The organism is Paenibacillus lutrae (genome assembly GCF_009757775.1).
GTDB lineage: Bacteria > Bacillota > Bacilli > Paenibacillales > NBRC-103111 > Paenibacillus_F > Paenibacillus_F lutrae.
In genome coordinates this window covers 1-18,962 of sequence record NZ_RHLK01000027.1, presented here as the reverse complement: position 1 = coordinate 18,962, position 18,962 = coordinate 1, and the positions used below count along the sequence as shown (strand labels likewise).

Below are 18,962 nucleotides of genomic sequence, written 5' to 3'. Positions count from 1 at the left end.
GACGGAACGGAGCGTTTAACGATTATGTCTAATAAAAAGAACGTCAAGGTCTCCATCAGCAGTATCGCGGGGGAGGAACGGATAACACAAGAAGCGCATGGTGAGCTGTACCTTCGGGAGGATAAAGTCTATGTCCGCTACGAAGAGACATCGGCCGAGATGGGAAAGACGCTCACAATGGTGAAAATAGCCCCGGGTGAGCTCAAAATTATGCGAAGCGGCGAAGTCGGGGCGGAGCAGACATTTGTTCCCGGGCAATCGAGGAGAGGCTGGTACCGTGCAGCTGGAGGTTCCCTTCCGATTGATATACACACGCGAACGTATACGCGCCAGCTTGTCGAGGGAATAGGCCGGATTCAGTGGAGCTATGACCTGTATGTGGAAGAAGAACATGCAGGTTTATATACATTAACGTTAACGATTCAGGAGGATGTAACATGAATGTGTTGGAGCAAGTAAAACATACGCTCAAAGAAGCGATTGGTGAAGCGGCGGTTACAGCAGGGCTTGTTCAGGCATCGGAGCTGCCGGAGATTGTACTGGAGGTGCCCAAAGACAAGGCACATGGAGATTTTGCAACTAACCTGGCCATGCAGCTATCCCGTATAGCCAAGCAGAACCCGCGTGCCATTGCCGATCAGCTTGTTGCCAGGCTGGATAAGGCCAAGGCCCAAATCGCGGATGTTGAGATTGCCGGACCCGGCTTCATTAACTTCCGCATGGATAAGAGCTACCTGTATCCGATTCTTGCCGGTGTAGCGGACAAGGGCGACAAATACGGTGAGGTTAATATTGGACAAGGACGGAAAGTTCAAGTCGAGTTCGTTAGCGCGAACCCTACAGGCTCCTTGCATCTGGGACATGCACGCGGAGCAGCCGTAGGCGATGCGCTCTGTAACCTGCTGACATTGGCGGGCTATGATGTTACGCGCGAATATTACATCAACGATGCCGGCAATCAGGTGATGAATCTGGCGAAGTCGATCGAAGCACGTTACCTTCAGGCTCTTGGACAACAAGCCGAGATGCCGGAAGACGGCTACCACGGGGAAGACATCAAAGGATTTGCACAGGATCTGGCTGCTGCAGAGGGTGACCGTCTGGTTAATCTGGGTGAAGAAGAGCGCCTTGCTTATTTCCGCCAGTATGGGCTCCAGAAAGAGCTTGATAAAATCAAACGCGATCTTGGACGCTTCGGTGTTCACTTCGATGAGTGGTTCTCCGAAACGTCCATTTATGAAAAAGGACTCATCGAGGACGTGCTGGGCAAACTCCGCGAATCCGGCTATGTATTCGAGCACGAAGGTGCTACGTGGCTGCGTACGACGGAGCTGGGTGACGATAAGGATCGCGTCTTGATTAAAAATGACGGGTCATTCACTTACTTGACCCCGGATGTGGCTTACCACCGGAACAAATTCGAACGCGGATATGATCAGCTGATCAACATTTGGGGAGCTGATCACCACGGCTACATTCCGCGTATGAAAGCGGCCATGACGGCACTTGGCTATGAGGCGGACCGACTGACGGTTCTTATCGCCCAGATGGTAAGCCTGTTCCAGGACGGCGAGAAAGTCAAAATGTCCAAGCGTACGGGCAAAGCCGTTACGATGGAAGATTTGATGGACGAAGTCGGCGTGGATGCGATCCGTTATTTCTTCACGATGCGGAGTATGGACTCTCATCTTGATTTTGATATGGATCTCGCGATTTCCAAATCGAATGAGAATCCGGTGTTCTATGTGCAGTATGCACATGCACGTATCTGCAGCATTTTCCGCCAGGCGGAGGAACAGGGAGTGGAGATTCGTGAACTTGCGCAAGTAGATCTCTCCCATCTGAATACGGAAGCGGAATTCGAGCTGCTCCGCAAAATGGGCGAGCTGCCGGAAGAAGTGGCTGTTGCCGCCGATCTGTATGCGCCGCACCGTTTGATCCGCTATGTATATGATCTGGCAGGACTCTTCCACAGCTACTACAGAGCGGAACGCGTCATCACGGAAGATGCGGAGCAGACTCAAGCGCGCCTTGCGCTTCTATCGGCGCTTCGCATCGTGATCCGCAATGTACTCGCTTCTGTGGGCGTATCTGCGCCGGATCGGATGTAGCTATTGCTCACCGCCTCTTAATCAGCCTATGCATGCAGGGGCTTCCCTGCTGCATAGGCTGATTCTCCCTCCCCCGGCGGGCTCGGGGTACTTCCTGCTGCGGATAATAGAGATGCGGCAGGAGGAAGCGCTCCCTAGCGGATAATGGCGACGCCGCAGGAGAAGCGCTCCGCTTGAGCGCTTCTAGCCGCAGGGCAGTACCGCGCGGATGCCCTACGCGCGGGCCGCGCCTCGTGCCCGCGTCAGTACCGCGGCACACGACTTGCGCGCGCGACCAGCTCTTGGCGCGGCACGCCTTGTGTGCCGCACGGCCGCCCAGCCTGTCCGCAATAGACGGACAGGTTGGCCTGACAAATAAATCCTGATGCCCCCTGGGATCAGGATTTATTTGTTTTGAGCAGCGAGGCTACCGCACGCCTCGCGTGGATCAGTCCCGGAGCGTCTGTATCCGCGGACTTGGATTTCTTCAGCGGCGTAGAGCTCCGCCGCAGGATCTGCTTGATCTGGTTCGGCCGGAGTCTCGCCCGTACCGACAGCATGAGCGCTATGACTCCGCTGACATGAGCGGTTGCCATGGACGTGCCGCTTAACTCATTGTATTTTCCTTGCAGCCAGCAGGAATAGATGCTTTCACCGGGCGCATAAATATCAATACGCTTCCCCTGGTTGCTGAAAGGCGCGACCTTATTCGTCTTCGTGGTTGCTCCGACTGAGAAAACGTTGGAGAAGCGGGCGGGATAATCGATTTGTGCACTTTTCCCGTCGTTACCGGAAGAGGCCACGACCACGGTCCCTGCCTGATAAGCATTGGTTACGGCATCCTCCAGAGCTTGACTGTATGTTCTCATGCCGAAACTCATGTTGATGACATCCAAATCATTGCGTACACACCAGTCTATCCCTGCGACGATGTCTGAGACATAAGCGCTTCCGTTCATATCGAAAGCTTTGACTGCATGAATGACTGCTTTGGGGGCAACGCCCATGATCCCCATCCGTTTGCCCGCTGCCGCAATGGTGCCGGCAATATGCGTTCCGTGACCGTTATCATCTATGGGAAGCTGGTGCCGGTTCAGGATATTAATCCCCCTTGCGACGGATGCCTGCAAGTCGGGATGGTAGAAGTCAATGCCGGTATCAATGACACCTACGCTCACACGGCTTCCCTTGGACTTTTTCCAGGCATCAGGCGCTTTAATCTGCTGGACGCCCCATGGGATGATTTGGGTGCTTTCATAGGATGTGTCGCTGTCATCGGACGTTCTGGCCTTCTTACGGGGAACCAGCTGAATATTAACGGCCGAATCTTCCTCAATGGATAATATGGCGGGGTGCTTCGCAAGATCCGAGTAAGAACGCACCGGACATGAAATCGCGTGAATGAGCTTCAAATCTTGTACAGCAGACAGACCGGGAAGAGAATGTATATGGAGGCCGATGAGATTGGAGATATTTTTGTAATCCCGGTGGCTCTGAAAAAGTATGATATACTTGCGTCGCCCTTCTGACGCCTGGATCTCTGCATGCAGCATCTCCAACCATTTGATCGAGTCCAAAGCCCCATTCCCCCCATAACAAGGTGGTGCAATTCTGAGCCATTATATGTACAGGTCGGGGGGCCCGACTGAGAGATTGGCCTTTTTCCAAATAAATAGGTGCGCGGCCGTGTCAACGTGCTTCTGCCTACATAGGATGAAGGGAGAGGTAAAATCGTCTCTCGTTTCCAAAATAGGGGGCGGTAATGGATACAGCCAGGCTGCTCCATCAGACCGCAGGATACAGTCAGAAAGCGAAGGGAGACCTTCGCTTTTGCCTTTGTTCTAAAGGGCTTGACAGCAAGAGTTGCATTTTTACATAAAATAGGTTTTACTTAATGATGAAATGGGATAAGGTAGTTAAAGTATTGTTATTACGGTGAAGGGAAGTGCCACAAATGAGTAGCCCATACACACTTAAAATCAAGCCGGATAAAGCCGCAGAAATGCCAATGGTGGATCTGGCGTTTGAGGTGCTGAAAGCGGCCAACACGCCATTTTATTATCGTGATCTGATGCATGAAATCGCGAAAATCAAAGGCTTAGCCGAGAACGAAATGATGAATGTCATTGCCCAATTATATACAGAGATCAATATTGATGGACGATTTGCTTGTGTCGGTACGAACCTGTGGGGCCTGAAACGCTGGTATCCGGTGGAGAAATCGGATGATGCTGTAGGCAATGCGAAACGTCCGCGCATTATCAACGATGAAGACGACGATCTGGACGAAGATTACTCGGACGAGGAAGAGTACAAAGAAGAAGAGTACACAGCCCTCGATGCGGATCGTGGATTCGATAGTGCCGATAAGGAAGAAGAGGAAGAAGAAGAGGAAGAAGAAGAGACCGAATTCTTCGAAGAAGAAGAAATCGATGAAGAACTTGAGGACGGCGAATTAGACGACTCGGACGACGATTCGGATGAGGACTCGGACGATAGTGAGGAAGATTTTGAGGATGGAGACAAAGACCTTAAATAATTCGCTCTAACGTTCTTGACAGCCGATGTCGTTCTTAGTAAACTATTGCATGGGCTTCAAAAAGAACGACCAATTTGACTTGAATTAAAAGTGCCCCCGTATACCACGGGTGTCACTTTTTTTTATTTTCGGGAGATATTGATGACCCGGAGGTTTTAGTGGAAACATACAAGCAAAAGCTTAGCTGTCTTGTGTGCCTGTACGGCGTTTGATCGTGTAAGTTATATTGGCCGGTTTGCAGTTTTGGACGATTTGTGCGGTTTCTTGTAGGGCTACCCTAATGCAACTTGAATACAGAAAAGCTCGGAAGGAGTTCTCAGATGACTAAATACATTTTTGTAACGGGGGGCGTCGTATCCTCGCTCGGTAAAGGCATTACAGCGGCCTCACTCGGCCGGTTGCTCAAGAACCGGGGGCTGAAGGTGACCATCCAGAAGTTTGACCCTTATATTAACATTGATCCGGGGACGATGAGTCCGTACCAGCACGGTGAGGTATTCGTAACGGATGATGGCGCGGAGACGGATCTGGATCTGGGTCACTACGAACGTTTTATCGACATCAACTTGTCCAAGAACTCGAACGTCACGACGGGTAAAGTCTATTCTTCTGTTATCACCAAAGAACGCAGAGGCGAATATCTGGGCGGGACGGTACAGGTTATTCCACACATTACAAACGAGATTAAAGACCGCGTCTTCCGTGCCGGCCGTGAAGCCGGATCCGATGTCGTCATTACTGAAATCGGCGGTACTGTCGGCGACATCGAAAGTCTGCCTTTCCTTGAAGCAATCCGTCAGATCAAAAGTGATATCGGCCGCGAGAACGTCATGTACATTCACGTCACGCTGATTCCTTACATCAAAGCTGCCGGTGAGGTCAAAACGAAGCCGACCCAGCATAGTGTAAAAGAGCTCCGCAGTCTGGGAATCCAGCCGCATGTCATCGTCTGCCGTACGGAGCATGCACTGACGGAAGACATGAAGCGCAAAATCGCACAATTCTGCGATACGGATCCCGAAGCTGTAATCGAGTGCCTGGATGCAGAGACGCTTTACGAAGTACCGATGATGCTTAGAGAGCAAGGACTTGACGATATCGTTGTGAATCATCTGAAGCTTGGCGGAGCCCCAGAGCCGGATATGGTTGAATGGGAACAGCTCGTTCGACGCGTTAAGGGTCTTAAAGAAACAACGGAGATTGCTATCGTGGGTAAGTATGTTGCTCTTCATGATGCTTATTTGAGTATTGTGGAATCGCTGGGACATGCGGGCATTGACAACGGAGCTGAAGTCAAGATCCGCTGGGTCAATGCGGAAGAAGTGTACGACCACAACGTGGACGAGCTTCTTGGCGGCGTAGACGGCATTCTCGTGCCGGGAGGCTTCGGCGACCGGGGTATTGAGGGTAAAGTAATTGCGATCGGTTATGCGCGGCAGAAGCAGGTTCCGTTCTTTGGTATTTGCCTGGGTATGCAAGTCGCGGTTATCGAGTATGCGCGTGCCCTTGCTAATCTGGAGGGTGCCAACAGTTCAGAGATTAACCCGGTGACTCCTTATCCGGTCATCGACCTGCTGCCTGAGCAGAAGGATATCGAGAACCTTGGCGGTACGATGCGTCTGGGCCTTTATCCTTGTAAAATCGCGGAAGGTTCGCTTGCAATGAGCTGCTACAATGATGAGCTGGTATACGAGCGTCACCGTCACCGGTATGAGTTCAACAACGAATACCGCGAAATGATCGAATCCGCCGGCCTGCGTATTTCCGGAACATCCCCGGATGGACGTTTGGTGGAAATCGTTGAGCTTCCGGACCATCCATGGTTCCTGGCCGTTCAATTCCATCCGGAATTTACATCCCGTCCGAATCGTCCGCAGCCGCTTTTCCGTGAATTCGTCAAAGCTGCATTCACTTATAAACAACAAGGATCCCAGGCCTAACAGCCGGGATTCTTCTTTTTTTCAATAAATTGATAATTCTCTCGGAAAATAGGGAGGAAATTGACGGACGCGCAGCGAAGTATGGTGAAGTTGTAGGTGCCGCAGTCGTATCGGAAAATCTCAGCCGGAAGTTTGTGGAAGGAGGCATTCCCGTGGATAAAAAGATTTTAATAGTAGATGATCAGAATGGGATTCGGATGCTTTTGACAGAAGTGTTCAGCAGTGAGGGATACCAGACTTATCAGGCTCCGAATGGCAAGATTGCCTTGGAGATTGTTAGGGAGCATGCTCCTGATCTAGTTCTGTTAGACATGAAAATACCGGGAATGGACGGCCTGGATATTCTCAAGCACGTCAAGAAGATTGACTCCTCGATTAAAGTAATCATGATGACGGCATACGGAGAATTGGATATGATCAAAGAAGCGACGGAACTCGGTGCCATTATGCACTTTACAAAACCGTTCGATATTGACGAACTGAGACTGGCTGTAAATACGGAGCTTCATGAAACTCCGACTACTCTGGGAACCTGATCGTAAAGTCAGGTTTCTTCTTTTTGTGAAAACTTTCACGTCTATGATCGGGTTCAGTTACGTTTTATGTTTGAGTATGCTATAATAGCACGGTATGACAAAAAGAGCGGCAGCGCATCTTAAAAACGATCAAGCCAACACACACATATAGGAGGAAGAAATCATGCCATTGGTATCAATGAATGAATTTTTGCCTAGGGCTAAAGCAAATAAATTTGCTGTAGGCCAGTTCAACATGAACAACCTTGAGTTTGCACAATCGATCACGGAAGCGGCAATGGAACTGAACTCACCGTTCATTTTCGGCGTAAGCGAGGGCGCGCTCAAGTATATGGGGATTGAGTACACAGTAGCAATTGCAGAAGCGGCAGCGAAACAATCCGGTCTTCCAATTGCGCTTCACCTGGACCACGGTAGCTCTTTTGAAGTAGCTATGAAATGTATCCGTGCGGGCTTCAGCTCCGTTATGTTTGACGGTTCCCACTATTCGTATGAAGAGAATGTACGTCTGACCAAAGAAGTTGTTAGAGCCGCACACGCAATGGGCGTTTCCGTTGAGGGTGAGCTTGGAACAATCGGCGGCGTAGAAGACGACATCTCGGTTGATGAAGCGGATGCTAACCTGGCGAAGCCGGAAGAAGCGATTCGTTACTACGAAGAAACCGGTGTCGATTGCCTGGCAATCGCTGTCGGAACTGCACACGGCATGTATGCGGGTGAGCCGAACATTCACTTTGATATCATCGAGCAAGTTTCCAAGGCTGTTCCGGTACCGGTTGTACTTCACGGTGGTTCCGGTGTACCTGACGAAATGATCCGCAAGGCGATCGAAGCTGGCGTAGGCAAAATCAACGTGAACACAGAGAACCAAGTGGCCGCTACTGCAGCTATCCGCGAAGTTCTTGGTGCAGACGCTAAAGTATACGATCCCCGCAAATACCTCACTCCAGCTCGCAAAGCAATGGTTGAAGTGGTTAAATCCAAAATTCAACTGTTCGGAAGCTCCAATCAAGCCTAACATTCCTTGTATAATTAACGGGAAGTGCATCTTAATTGATGCATTTCCCTTCTGTTGTATTATATGCTCCGTTCTTTATAAAATGATAGCTACACAGAAAACGCAGTTCTCGCGTTTTGTTTTGCTACGTGCTCGTTTAGAAGTCTTGAGATTATCGGGATTGTACGAAGCTTTTCTGTTTTATAAATTGTAAGTGAGCTCCATTATTTTAAAGATCTAATAGTCGGCTGTCACATAATCACGCGGCTTTATTCAAGCTGCAGCACAACTAAAGCTATCTACCGGATGTAGGGGGAAGATAACGCATTATGGAAAAGTTAATGATCGCCGGCGGTCGCCCGCTTAGAGGAACAGTAACGATCAGCGGGGCCAAGAACAGTGCAGTGGCTTTGATACCTGCCGCCATACTGGCCGAGTCGACGGTAACCTTGGACAACTTGCCGCATTTAAGTGATGTGGCTATTTATACGGAAATTCTTAGTGAGTTGGGCGCATCTATTCAGTGGAACGGGGATCAGATGGTTATAGATCCGAGCGCCATGAGAAGCAAGCCTATGCCTAACGGCAATGTGAAGAAATTAAGAGCCTCGTACTATTTGATGGGGGCTATGCTCGGAAGATTCGGTGAGGCTATTATCGGCCTGCCCGGCGGTTGTAATTTTGAGCCCCGCCCGATTGATCAGCATATCAAAGGATTTGAAGCACTGGGTGCTCAAATTTCAAATGAGAACGGCGCGCTTCATATTCGTGCTAAGCAGCTGCGCGGAGCTAAGATTTATCTGGATATGGTAAGTGTAGGCGCAACCATTAATATTATGCTCGCGGCCTCACGGGCCAAAGGATCTACTTTGATTGAAAATGCGGCCAAAGAGCCTGAAATCATAGATGTGGCTACACTGCTTAACTCCATGGGCGCCAAGATCAAGGGTGCCGGGACCGAAACAATCCGTATTGAGGGCGTCGAGCATATGCACGGCTGCCGTCATTCCATTATACCGGACCGTATACAGGCCGGAACGTACATGATTGCTGCAGCGGCAACCCGCGGCGATGTTACAATAGACAATGTTATTCCCAAGCATATGGAAGCCATGACAGCCAAGCTTCAGGAAATGGGCGTTGAGATTCATGAGATGGACGAGTCCATCCGTGTAGTGGGCAAGCTGCTCTATGAAAGTGTGGATGTCAAAGCGCTTGTATACCCGGGCTTCCCGACTGACTTGCAGTCACCGATGACCAGTCTTCTTACTCAAGCTATCGGGGTGAGCATGCTGACTGATCTGGTTTACAGCAACCGGTTCAAGCATGTGCCGGAGCTGGTACGTATGGGTGCTAAAATTAAAGTCGAAGGCCGTACCGCCGTTATTGAGGGCAGTGAGCTGAGTGCCGCTAAAGTTAAGGCTACAGATTTGCGTGCCGGAGCGGCACTTGTCATTGCAGGCTTGACGGTTCCTTCCGATGTGACAGAAGTGGCCGGTGTCGAGTTTATAGACCGGGGCTACGACAACCTCGTAACGAATTTGACTCTCTTGGGCGCGGAAGTTTGGCGTGAGGACAGAGAAGAATAAGCTCGAGACCTTTAGGCTACACTGGTACTAGTACCAGGTGCTAGCTTTCTAGATTATAAGAAAATAACTTACTAGTTTGGTGGTTGAATAGAATGGATATGCACCTCGCGCAATTGGAGGCCCTCAAATTAACGGAGCTTTATAAGCTCGCCAAAAAATATCAAATTGCTTATTACGGGCAGCTCAAAAAGAAAGAACTTATTTTCTCTATTCTGCGCGCCCAGGCAGCGGAAAGCGGCCTTATGTTCATGGAGGGGGTGCTTGAGGTCCTCCAGGAGGGCTTTGGTTTCCTGCGTCCTATTAATTACCTTCCGAGCACGGAGGACATTTACATTTCAGCTTCTCAGATTCGGAAATTCGATCTTCGCTCGGGAGATCTGGTATCCGGTAAATGCCGCCCTCCCAAAGAGAATGAGCGTTATTTCGGGCTGCTGCATGTAGAAGCGGTGAACGGAGAAAGCCCCGATACCGCCTCTGAGCGTCTTCACTTCCCGGCACTTACACCTCTTTATCCGCAGAAGAAGATGGTGCTGGAGACAACGCCTCATAAACTATCGACAAGAATCATGGATCTGCTGGCTCCTGTCGGTCTTGGACAGCGTGGTCTCATCGTGGCGCCGCCCAAAGCCGGTAAGACGCTGCTGCTCAAAGAAATTGCGAATAGCATCTCCACGAACTATCCGGAAATCGAACTTTTTGTCCTTTTGATTGATGAGCGCCCGGAGGAAGTAACGGATATGCAGCGCTCAGTCAAAGGCGAGGTTATTGCTTCTACGTTCGATGAGCTGCCCGAGAATCATATCAAAGTGGCCGAGCTTGTTCTCGAGCGTGCACAGCGTCTTGTCGAGCACAAGAAGGACGTTGTTATCCTGCTGGACAGTATTACGCGTCTGGCAAGAGCGTACAACCTGGTTGTTCCGCCATCTGGCCGCACCCTTTCGGGCGGTATCGATCCGGGGGCCTTTCACCGCCCCAAGCGCTTCTTCGGCGCTGCACGGAATATCGAGGAAGGCGGCAGCTTGACGATTCTGGCAACTACGCTTGTCGAAACAGGATCGCGTATGGATGACGTTATTTATGAAGAGTTTAAAGGAACAGGAAACATGGAGCTTCATCTTGACCGTAAGCTGGCTGAGCGCCGCACGTTCCCTGCGATTGATATCCGCCGTTCCGGAACCCGGCGCGAGGAAAGTTTGTTAACCAAAGAAGAACTTGAGAAGGTATGGGGATTGCGTAAAAGCATGAGCGATACTTATGAATATACAGAAGCTTTTATCAAGAAGCTGGGTGAGGCGAAGACGAACCAAGAATTCCTCGACTCCCTCGAAACGAATAACGGCAATGTTACGCTTGGCAAAGGGAAGATGAAAAACTCTGCCTCCTGAGGCCGTTTCAGCCAATCTGGACATCTGAAATATCGTAATACCCGGCATTAAAGGAGTACCTAATCATGAATGTGGTTTATTCGGACTTGTCCGGCAACGTGTTCGATCATCCCGAATATGATGCGCTCGGACGGAGTGCCGATCAAATTGTTGAGCTGTTGGATGATGAATTAATTCCATTACCGGAAGGAGCTACACTCGTGAGCCTTCCGCACACGCGTGCGATAGGCATCAACCGAGATACCGGTGAGATGGAAGTGCTTCCTGGAGATTACGCGGCCGTAGGGGCTCTGCTTCCCCAAGGTTTTACCCGTTTGATGCTCCCGGGCTATGTTAAAACGAACAAAGAGGAGAAGTTCCCGCTCTTTGGCTATACCGCAGTAGTATGGAAAGATGGGGGATTCTATGTCGCCGCCGAGCAGTGCGATGATCCCGAACCTTGGAATCCGCGCAACTGTGATCCGGATGAACTAGAAGTTAGTGTGAGCCGTATCAGGGCCCAGTATCCGGACAATCGTCTCTATGAGCATTTGTCCAAATGTGCCCTTGAATATGAATGTCTGACTGCTTCTAACACCTTCTTAAACCGCTGGGAAGGGGCTGTGCCCGTTTCATACTCCTGCAATGCCGGCTGTTTCGGCTGCATTTCGGAACAGCCGGATGATAGCGGATTTCCTGCCCCTCAGACTCGGATGAATTTCAAGCCGAAGGCTCAGGAGCTTGTGGAAATCATGATGGAACATTTGAAAACCCCCGACAGCATTATCAGCTTCGGACAGGGCTGTGAAGGTGAGCCTTCAACCCAGGCCAAACTGATTATAGAAGCTATGCGTGAAGTCCGGAGCAGAACGGATATGGGATATATTAATATCAATACAAACGCAGGTCTTAACGATTTTATCCGCGGTATCGTCGATGCCGGTCTGGATTTAATGCGGGTCAGTACCATCAGTGCGCTGGATGATCATTATAATGCCTATTACAAACCGCGCGGCTATACGCTTGCGAATGTGGAGAAATCCATTAAGTATGCATCAAGCCAAGGGGTTATAACTTCGATCAATTATTTGATCTTCCCGGGGGTAACGGACCGCGAAGAAGAAGTGGAAGCCATGATTGAGTTTGTCCGCCGTACGGGACTTCGTCTGATTCAAATGAGGAATTTGAATATTGACCCGGAGAGCTATTTGAATCTCATTCCTCCTGCCCGGGGAGAGATTTTGGGTATGAAGCAGATGCTTGAGATCTACAGGGAAGAACTTCCGGATGTGGTAATCGGTTCTTATACCCATGTGCCTGCTTTTTTTAAGAATCGATCGAACGGCTGACGTACATCTTATAAAAAAGCGCCATTGCAATATGGGATGAGCCCGTGCTATAATCTTTTATGTGTCAATTTAACTCTGGTTCGACAAACAGATCCAGGGCGGAAAGAGGTGAATGGGAATGAAACAAGGGATCCATCCCAAATATCACGAGACTACGGTAACTTGCGCATGTGGTAGCACTTTCGAAAGTGGTTCGGTTAGAGAGAACCTCCGTGTAGAGATTTGCTCCAGCTGCCATCCGTTCTTCACTGGCAAACAGAAGTTTATTGATGCCGGCGGCCGCGTGGATAAATTCAAGAAAAAATATGGCATCTAAGCCATTATTTCAGATCGCATAACACAACCCCCCCGGGTCATCCTAATATCGTGTTCTAACACGAAGCAGGATGCCAAGGGGGGTTTTTGCTTTTGGAAAAGCTAAGGAGTAAGAAGGCTGCCGGGGTATGGACAGCTCTGCTTGTTGCAGCTTTATCCGTGACCGCATGCAGTCCGGGACAGGCTGCGGGTCCGAGGACCTATCAATACGCCAAGGATGGTTATTTGGGCACCACCAGTGCCAATCCCAATCTGGCGCTCAATCCTGGGTACCATACGTATCAGACGGATTCGGACATTGTCCATCACCAAATGAAGAAACTGCCCTATGTTTCAGATGTTCATGTCCGTTTAGACGGACCCATCGGTTATGTTAAGCTTCGTCTGCCGCCTGGAATGCCGCCGGACATGGCTGCGGGAATTAGAGCTCAGGCCGAGCAGGATTTGCATACGAGCCTGCCGAGATACCGGTTTATCGTCATCATTATGCGTTAAGGCTGAGAAACCGTCCGCTTAGGAAATGGTAAGTTTGTCCGCGAGGTTGCACTTTGCTTCACAATCCGCTATACTTAATTCTGCCGTGCTAGACGGGGAGGTAGCGGTGCCCTGTTGCCCGCAATCCGCTGTAGCGGGGTTGAATCCCTGTTAGAGGTACTGCCGATGTGAGGTTCGGCTTTTACACGTGGTGTTGAGAGTCGGGTCCTTCGCAATGAGCACCAGTGAACCCGGTCAGGTCCGGAAGGAAGCAGCCGTAAGCAGGAGCGCCCATGTGCCGAGGGGTTGCCTAACTTGAGCTAACGATAAAGGTACGTTCGTATCGCTTTATCAATAACAGGTGCACGGTACCTTATATAGGACAATAACAAGCCTTCGTCGTTAAGACGAGGGCTTTTTTGTAGGGCAGATTTCTGAGAATTTCTGGGTAAAAAGGGATAAAGTCGATTTTTGTTTTCCAATAGAAGGAAAATGAAATCGCGAATAGAATAGGTTAACATCCGTATTCCATCGGGACTGCCGATGGTTAAGCTGGTTTAATGAGGGGGAAGGATTATGTCGGATGCCAGCCTTCATCAATTCGGGGTGTATATTTCTACAGCAGAACTGGGAGAGAGAGTAGAATTATTTTCTCAAAGCTGCTTGATTGTGGCAGACGGCCAGGGTGATATTGTTTATGTGAACAGACCTTTCCTGAAACGCGCGGGATTTACAGCTGAAGAATTGATTCACAGACCCTTTTCGGACGTTATCCAACTTCCCGATTCGCTTGAGCTTTTCTATAAGCAGCATTTTAGCGAGTCGGCTCATGAATCCAATACACGAAAACCGGTTACTGTCGTCAAAGACAGGCATGGTTTTATATTTCTACAAAAGTGCTCCATTATTCGGGCCGAAAAAGAAGGACAGCCTCTTTATTTGATGCTGCTTGATGATCTGGATGAAATGGGCGAGCAGAATTTAATTCAGCAATTTTCGGGGACTTTTTTAAGAGACGTGAACTTGGGCATCCTTTTGATTGACACGAATTTTAGATTATTAGATATCAGTGATATGGCCTGTCGGATACTCGGTTTTAGGAAAGAATCGATTTTATACAAACCCATGGATGATATTTTTGCTTCCGTGCCGCCGGAACATAGACTGGTAGAAAGGTCTGTACTGGAGGGGCGGGTCGTCCGCAATCACGCGGTTTCCTGGATGAATAACCAAAGCCGTTATGAGCTTTTGCTGGATTCTAATTTGCTTAGAGACGTCGACAATCAAATTGTAGGGGCGTACATCATATTTAAAGATGTCACGAATATAAGATCGCTTGAGGCGCAGGTACAGCGTAGTGACAGGCTGGCGATGATCGGTCAAATTGCAGCGGGGACAGCTCACGAAATCCGGAATCCGTTGACATCCATCAAGGGCTTCTTGCAGGTGTTGAAAAAAACGTTCGAGATGAAAGACCTGGAGAAAGAACAGGGCTATATTGAAATTATGCTGGATGAAATTAACCGGGTGAACGAGTTGGTTAATGAATTTCTGCTTCTGGGCAAACCCAAGAATGTCCTTTTACAAAAAGTAGACATCTCTTCTGTGATCAAAGGGATTCTGCCTATCATGAACAATGAAGCCATCTTACACGAGGTGCAGCTGCGGTATGAAGCGGCTCCGGGACTCCCGCACGTTATTGCGGACCAAGAACTGCTTAAACAAGTGTTTCTTAACATTTGTAAAAATGGAATCGAAGCCCTGACCGAAGGCGGGCAGCTTACGATTACGGAAAAGCTGGACGAGGAAACAAAATGCGTCCATATTGAGGTACATGATACGGGTCCCGGAATACCTCCGTATGTCATTGATAAAATATTCGACCCGTTTTTTACGACCAAGCAAGAGGGAACAGGGCTAGGACTTTCTGTGTGTCAGCGGATCATTCATGATATGGGTGGAAATATACGTGTATCATCCAAAGGCTTCGGCACGACCTTCACCGTCAGCATCCCCTGCGTATAGCCTCTAGCTTACGAGTTTTAATCCCGCCCGGGTTATAGTATAATAAGTGCAATAATTCAGGACGAATTATTGGAGAGTAAACATATGACACATATTGCCTTATACCGGACTTGGAGATCCCAAGCATTCCGTGAGCTGGTCGGCCAGAAGCCGATCGTTCAAACGCTGCAAAACTCACTTCGTGAGAATAGATTTACACACGCTTATTTATTCAGCGGTCCCCGGGGGACGGGGAAAACCAGCGCGGCCAAAATTCTGGCCAAAGCTGTCAATTGTCTGCACGGACCTGCCGAGGAGCCCTGCAACGAATGTGAAGCCTGCATCCGGATAACCGAAGGATCGGTTATGGATGTAGTTGAAATCGATGCGGCATCCAACCGTGGTGTAGAAGAAATTCGTGATATACGGGACAAAGTGAAATATGCGCCGACTGAAGTTCGGTATAAAGTCTATATCATTGATGAAGTCCATATGCTGACCACGGAGGCTTTTAATGCGCTGCTCAAGACGCTTGAGGAACCCCCGGCTCATGTGATATTCATCCTGGCCACAACGGAGCCGCATAAACTTCCGGCAACGATTATTTCCCGCTGTCAGCGTTTCGACTTCAGACGGGTATCGATGGAGGAGCAGGTAGGGCGATTAGCCTACGTCTGCCGTGAGGAGAATATCCAGATCGAGGAAGAGGCGCTTCACTACATCGCCCGCTTATCAGAAGGTGGCATGAGGGACGCGCTGAGTCTGCTGGATCAGGCATCTTCATTTGCCGTCGGCTCCATAACGGCCAGCGATGTAGTAGCGATGACGGGCGGCCTCGCCTCCGACCAGTTCGAGAAGCTGGTCGGAGCGATTAAGGAAACCGATATCGGAGCGGCGCTTGAGCTGATCGACCAATTTATGCAGGAAGGCAAAAGCGCGGACAAATGCATGGAGAATCTTATCCATTATTTCCGCGACTTGCTAATGGTCCGGCTCGTACCGGATTCATCCATTCTGACCGAACGGGTTTTTGACATCGGCAGAATGCAGCAGGTAGCCTCCCGGTTTGGCATCGATCAGTTGATGAGCATCATCGATGTGCTTAACCAGTACCAGGGTGAAATGAAATATTCGGCGCAGCCCCAGACCATTCTGGAAGTAGCTGTAATGAAAGCGTGCGGAGCAGTTCCGGCGGTTTCATTCGAGGTGGGGACTGCTTTTGCGGATGCGTCCAAACAAGTATCTCCGAGCATAGCTCAACCTGACTCGGATGCGCTCGGACAGCTGAGCCGGCGGATTCAGCAGCTGGAAGAACAGCTCGGCAAGCTGCTTCAGGGTGGTGTTCCTGCTGCGGCTGCTACGCCAGCCAGATCTCCGGTGGCGCCAAGATCATCAAGCGCCCCTGTCAGGAAATCGGCTGTTCGGCTTGATGACTTTACATCGGCCGTAGACAGCTCCGATACGCGAGCGCTCATTGGCAAGTGGACGCAGATTCTTGCTACCGTCAAGGAGCGCAAGATTACCGTGCACGCTTGGCTGGTGGATGGTGAACCGGTTGCTTTTCACAATGATACGGTGCTAGTTGCCTTCAAGAGCGCCATGCACCGGGATACAACGGAGAAGCCTGCGAACAAGCAGCTGATCGAGCAGGTTATGTCTGAAGTGCTTGGACAGTCTGCGGTTAAGCTTGCCACCGTCATGCAGAAAGAATGGAAAGAAGCGCGTGAAGGTGCTGCTGAACCTGCGCGGGAAGAGTTGACTCTTCAAGCTGAGGAAACTGAACCGGAGAAGGAACCATGGGTGGATGAAGCTATCCGTCTGTTCGGAGAAGACCTGGTCAGCATTAAAGATGAATAAATCCCGTCTATCGTTCGTTTGGAGCCTAATTAAATAGACTAAGGAGTTGTTAACGATGAACAACATGAACCAAATGATGAAGCAAGTGAAGAAAATGCAGGAGCAAATGCTCAAGGTGCAGGAAGAGCTCGGAAGCAAATCCGTTGAAGGAACTGCTGGCGGCGGTGTCGTAACGGTAACAGCCAACGGTCATAAGAAAATTACGGCTATAGCGATCAAGCCCGAAGCGGTAGATCCGGAAGATGTTGAAATGCTGCAAGATTTGATCCAGACAGCCGTTAACGATGCTTTGAACAAAGCGGAAGAGCTGGCTGGCAAAGACATGGGTAAATTTACGGGCGGCATGAACATCCCGGGCTTGTTTTAATGAAAGGGCTTCGTAAAGAAGCCTTTTTTCCATCTTTGTTTGCAAAAGGAGAACCTGGCGTTGCATTATCCAGAACCCATATCGAAGTTGATCGACGCTTTCACCCGCTTGCCTGGAGTCGGTCCCAAAACGGCCGGCCGCCTCGCTTTTCATGTTCTTCGGATGAAGGAAGAAGATGTATTAGATTTTGCCAAGGCCCTTGTTAACGTGAAACGCAACCTGCACTACTGTTCCGTCTGCTGTAATATTACGGATATCGATCCCTGCCGGATTTGCCAAGACAAGAGCAGAGATGCTTCTGTCATTTGTGTGGTGCAGGAGCCTAAGGATCTGGTCGCTATGGAGCGGACGCGGGAGTTTGACGGTTATTACCACGTGCTTCATGGTGCCATATCACCGATGGAAGGTATCGGTCCCGATCAGATCCACATTGCGGAGCTTCTGAAAAGGCTTGGGGATGAAGGCGTGCAGGAAATGATTCTCGCAACCAATCCGAACATTGAAGGCGAAGCCACAGCGATGTATTTGTCACGGCTGGTAAAAGGCTTTGGCCTTAAAGTTACGCGTATAGCGCATGGATTACCTGTTGGCGGAGATCTGGAATATGCGGATGAAGTGACTTTAACTAAAGCGCTTGAAGGCCGCAGGGAAATTTGAACGAAATTCTTATTTAAGCCGATTCATGTATTCATTTGCCTAAAAGTCGCATTCCCAGTCTTGGGAACAGCGGCTTTTTTTGCATGACCGCGTTCTAAAACCTTCCTTTCCCGCCATAAGTATTAAGGGTCAAGTTGTCGAGAGAGGGAGGGACGGTATGAGTGAATTAAAGATCAGCCCACAGTTGTTTCAGCGTAAGGGCCGCACAGAGGAAGAGGATAAGCAGGACCTGCTGAAGGAAATCCGCAAGGCCCATCTCCAATGGGTATCCGCGCAGCATCATTTCGAACATGCCTTGGAGCAAGACGAGATCGATTATGCGATCTATGCGATGGAGGCAGCCGAGAAACGCTATGAAATGCTGCTAAGACAAGCCAAAACACTCAAGATCGTAACTACATACATTCATGTGGTTAAGGAGGTACAGTAGGTTGAAAGCTGCGATGTGGGCTTTGTTGGTTCTGTCCGTCGGCGCTTTGCTGTTTTTACTTATAAGGCAGCCTGGTACACGAAGAGTTTTGTCTGCTATTGGTGTTCATGTCGTGGTCGCTGCTTTCCTGCTCTATGGAGCACATTTGCTCAGCGGTTATACACAGATTGTTCTTCCTATAAACCCATGGACAGTAGGTTTAGTGGCGGTGCTCGGGATGCCGGGATTACTGCTTTTGGGCGCTTTGAAGCTGACACTAATTTGAATAGTTACCTTGATTATCCTCGTCTTTAAAAAGATTTTATAAAAAGGTTGACTTCAACTTTTCAGCGTGGTATCTTATTTAAGTCGCCGCTGAAACAAGCGCCAACGACAAGGGCTGACAAGCCTTGATTGTCCTTTGAAAACTGAACAACGAGTGATTGAAACGTCTTGAGCAATCAGGACGCTAAAC

General features: G+C 49.6%; 18 protein-coding genes and 1 other RNA gene. 18 read left to right on the top strand and 1 reads right to left on the bottom strand.

The annotated features are described in order from the left end of the window. The first annotated feature begins 24 nt into the window (after nucleotides 1-24). Both EDM21_RS23920 and argS read left to right on the top strand, forming a co-directional pair. Nucleotides 25-441 (top strand): YwiB family protein, encoded by a 417-nt coding sequence (locus EDM21_RS23920; RefSeq protein WP_157338882.1) that lies wholly within the window; start codon nucleotides 25-27, stop codon nucleotides 439-441. Further along, nucleotides 438-2,111, top strand: coding sequence for an arginine--tRNA ligase (argS, locus tag EDM21_RS23915; protein WP_157338881.1), 1,674 nt, complete (start codon nucleotides 438-440; stop codon nucleotides 2,109-2,111). Before EDM21_RS23920 ends, argS begins: the two co-directional genes overlap by 4 nt. Nucleotides 2,112-2,488: 377 nt before the next feature. Here argS and EDM21_RS23910 read toward each other — a convergent pair whose 3' ends face one another. Further along, entirely contained in the window at nucleotides 2,489-3,667 is a 1,179-nt protein-coding gene (locus EDM21_RS23910; protein WP_157338880.1) for a S8 family peptidase, read from the bottom strand. A gap of 377 nt (nucleotides 3,668-4,044) precedes the next feature. Between EDM21_RS23910 and rpoE the strand changes: the two genes are divergently transcribed. From rpoE to EDM21_RS23830, 16 genes are all read left to right on the top strand, one after another. Next, nucleotides 4,045-4,629 (top strand): DNA-directed RNA polymerase subunit delta, encoded by a 585-nt coding sequence (gene rpoE, locus EDM21_RS23905; RefSeq protein ID WP_157338879.1) that lies wholly within the window; start codon nucleotides 4,045-4,047, stop codon nucleotides 4,627-4,629. Nucleotides 4,630-4,949: 320 nt separating this feature from the next. Beyond that, a complete protein-coding gene (locus EDM21_RS23900; RefSeq protein ID WP_157338878.1) occupies nucleotides 4,950-6,569 on the top strand; it encodes a CTP synthase in 1,620 nt (539 codons plus the stop codon). Nucleotides 6,570-6,721: 152 nt separating this feature from the next. Further along, nucleotides 6,722-7,105, top strand: coding sequence for a response regulator (locus tag EDM21_RS23895; RefSeq protein ID WP_166542166.1), 384 nt, complete (start codon nucleotides 6,722-6,724; stop codon nucleotides 7,103-7,105). Between the two features lie 163 nt (nucleotides 7,106-7,268). Then, nucleotides 7,269-8,123, top strand: a complete 855-nt coding sequence (gene fba, locus EDM21_RS23890) for a class II fructose-1,6-bisphosphate aldolase (RefSeq protein WP_157338877.1) — start codon at nucleotides 7,269-7,271, stop codon at nucleotides 8,121-8,123. A gap of 308 nt (nucleotides 8,124-8,431) precedes the next feature. Continuing rightward, nucleotides 8,432-9,691, top strand: coding sequence for a UDP-N-acetylglucosamine 1-carboxyvinyltransferase (locus tag EDM21_RS23885; RefSeq protein WP_068777797.1), 1,260 nt, complete (start codon nucleotides 8,432-8,434; stop codon nucleotides 9,689-9,691). Nucleotides 9,692-9,783: 92 nt separating this feature from the next. After that, complete coding sequence (rho, locus tag EDM21_RS23880; protein WP_157338876.1) at nucleotides 9,784-11,076, top strand: transcription termination factor Rho; 1,293 nt, start codon at nucleotides 9,784-9,786, stop codon at nucleotides 11,074-11,076. Between the two features lie 65 nt (nucleotides 11,077-11,141). Further along, entirely contained in the window at nucleotides 11,142-12,404 is a 1,263-nt protein-coding gene (locus tag EDM21_RS23875; RefSeq protein WP_157338875.1) for a radical SAM protein, read from the top strand. A 118-nt stretch (nucleotides 12,405-12,522) separates the two neighbouring features. Then, on the top strand, nucleotides 12,523-12,720 hold the full coding sequence (rpmE, locus tag EDM21_RS23870) for a 50S ribosomal protein L31 (protein ID WP_068777800.1): 198 nt from the start codon (nucleotides 12,523-12,525) through the stop codon (nucleotides 12,718-12,720). A 92-nt stretch (nucleotides 12,721-12,812) separates the two neighbouring features. After that, nucleotides 12,813-13,214 carry a hypothetical protein gene (locus EDM21_RS23865; RefSeq protein WP_157338874.1) on the top strand — a complete coding sequence of 134 codons (402 nt, stop codon included), beginning with the start codon at nucleotides 12,813-12,815 and terminating at the stop codon, nucleotides 13,212-13,214. Between the two features lie 83 nt (nucleotides 13,215-13,297). Further along, nucleotides 13,298-13,562: signal recognition particle sRNA large type (gene ffs / locus EDM21_RS23860), an RNA gene on the top strand. Between the two features lie 207 nt (nucleotides 13,563-13,769). Next, nucleotides 13,770-15,218, top strand: coding sequence for an ATP-binding protein (locus EDM21_RS23855; RefSeq protein ID WP_157338873.1), 1,449 nt, complete (start codon nucleotides 13,770-13,772; stop codon nucleotides 15,216-15,218). Between the two features lie 84 nt (nucleotides 15,219-15,302). Then, entirely contained in the window at nucleotides 15,303-17,054 is a 1,752-nt protein-coding gene (gene dnaX, locus EDM21_RS23850) for a DNA polymerase III subunit gamma/tau (RefSeq protein WP_157338872.1), read from the top strand. A gap of 55 nt (nucleotides 17,055-17,109) precedes the next feature. Next, a complete protein-coding gene (locus EDM21_RS23845) occupies nucleotides 17,110-17,421 on the top strand; it encodes a YbaB/EbfC family nucleoid-associated protein (RefSeq protein ID WP_068777804.1) in 312 nt (103 codons plus the stop codon). 60 nt (nucleotides 17,422-17,481) lie between these two features. Continuing rightward, nucleotides 17,482-18,078, top strand: coding sequence for a recombination mediator RecR (recR, locus tag EDM21_RS23840; RefSeq protein ID WP_068777805.1), 597 nt, complete (start codon nucleotides 17,482-17,484; stop codon nucleotides 18,076-18,078). A 157-nt stretch (nucleotides 18,079-18,235) separates the two neighbouring features. Continuing rightward, nucleotides 18,236-18,508 carry a YaaL family protein gene (locus EDM21_RS23835; protein ID WP_157338871.1) on the top strand — a complete coding sequence of 91 codons (273 nt, stop codon included), beginning with the start codon at nucleotides 18,236-18,238 and terminating at the stop codon, nucleotides 18,506-18,508. A 1-nt stretch (nucleotide 18,509) separates the two neighbouring features. Further along, nucleotides 18,510-18,773 carry a pro-sigmaK processing inhibitor BofA family protein gene (locus EDM21_RS23830; protein ID WP_157338870.1) on the top strand — a complete coding sequence of 88 codons (264 nt, stop codon included), beginning with the start codon at nucleotides 18,510-18,512 and terminating at the stop codon, nucleotides 18,771-18,773. Nucleotides 18,774-18,962: the final 189 nt, after the last annotated feature.

Bases quoted from the DNA above. Each gene is read 5' to 3' on its own strand.
- EDM21_RS23920 (WP_157338882.1), top strand. From the start codon at position 25: ATGTCTAATAAAAAGAACGTCAAGGTCTCCATCAGCAGTATCGCGGGG.
- EDM21_RS23855 (WP_157338873.1), top strand. From the start codon at position 13,770: ATGTCGGATGCCAGCCTTCATCAATTCGGGGTGTATATTTCTACAGCA.
- EDM21_RS23835 (WP_157338871.1), top strand. From the start codon at position 18,236: ATGAGTGAATTAAAGATCAGCCCACAGTTGTTTCAGCGTAAGGGCCGC.
- EDM21_RS23845 (WP_068777804.1), top strand. From the start codon at position 17,110: ATGAACAACATGAACCAAATGATGAAGCAAGTGAAGAAAATGCAGGAG.
- rho (WP_157338876.1), top strand. From the start codon at position 9,784: ATGGATATGCACCTCGCGCAATTGGAGGCCCTCAAATTAACGGAGCTT.
- EDM21_RS23875 (WP_157338875.1), top strand. From the start codon at position 11,142: ATGAATGTGGTTTATTCGGACTTGTCCGGCAACGTGTTCGATCATCCC.
- rpmE (WP_068777800.1), top strand. From the start codon at position 12,523: ATGAAACAAGGGATCCATCCCAAATATCACGAGACTACGGTAACTTGC.
- EDM21_RS23885 (WP_068777797.1), top strand. From the start codon at position 8,432: ATGGAAAAGTTAATGATCGCCGGCGGTCGCCCGCTTAGAGGAACAGTA.
- argS (WP_157338881.1), top strand. From the start codon at position 438: ATGAATGTGTTGGAGCAAGTAAAACATACGCTCAAAGAAGCGATTGGT.
- EDM21_RS23900 (WP_157338878.1), top strand. From the start codon at position 4,950: ATGACTAAATACATTTTTGTAACGGGGGGCGTCGTATCCTCGCTCGGT.
- rpoE (WP_157338879.1), top strand. From the start codon at position 4,045: ATGAGTAGCCCATACACACTTAAAATCAAGCCGGATAAAGCCGCAGAA.
- dnaX (WP_157338872.1), top strand. From the start codon at position 15,303: ATGACACATATTGCCTTATACCGGACTTGGAGATCCCAAGCATTCCGT.
- fba (WP_157338877.1), top strand. From the start codon at position 7,269: ATGCCATTGGTATCAATGAATGAATTTTTGCCTAGGGCTAAAGCAAAT.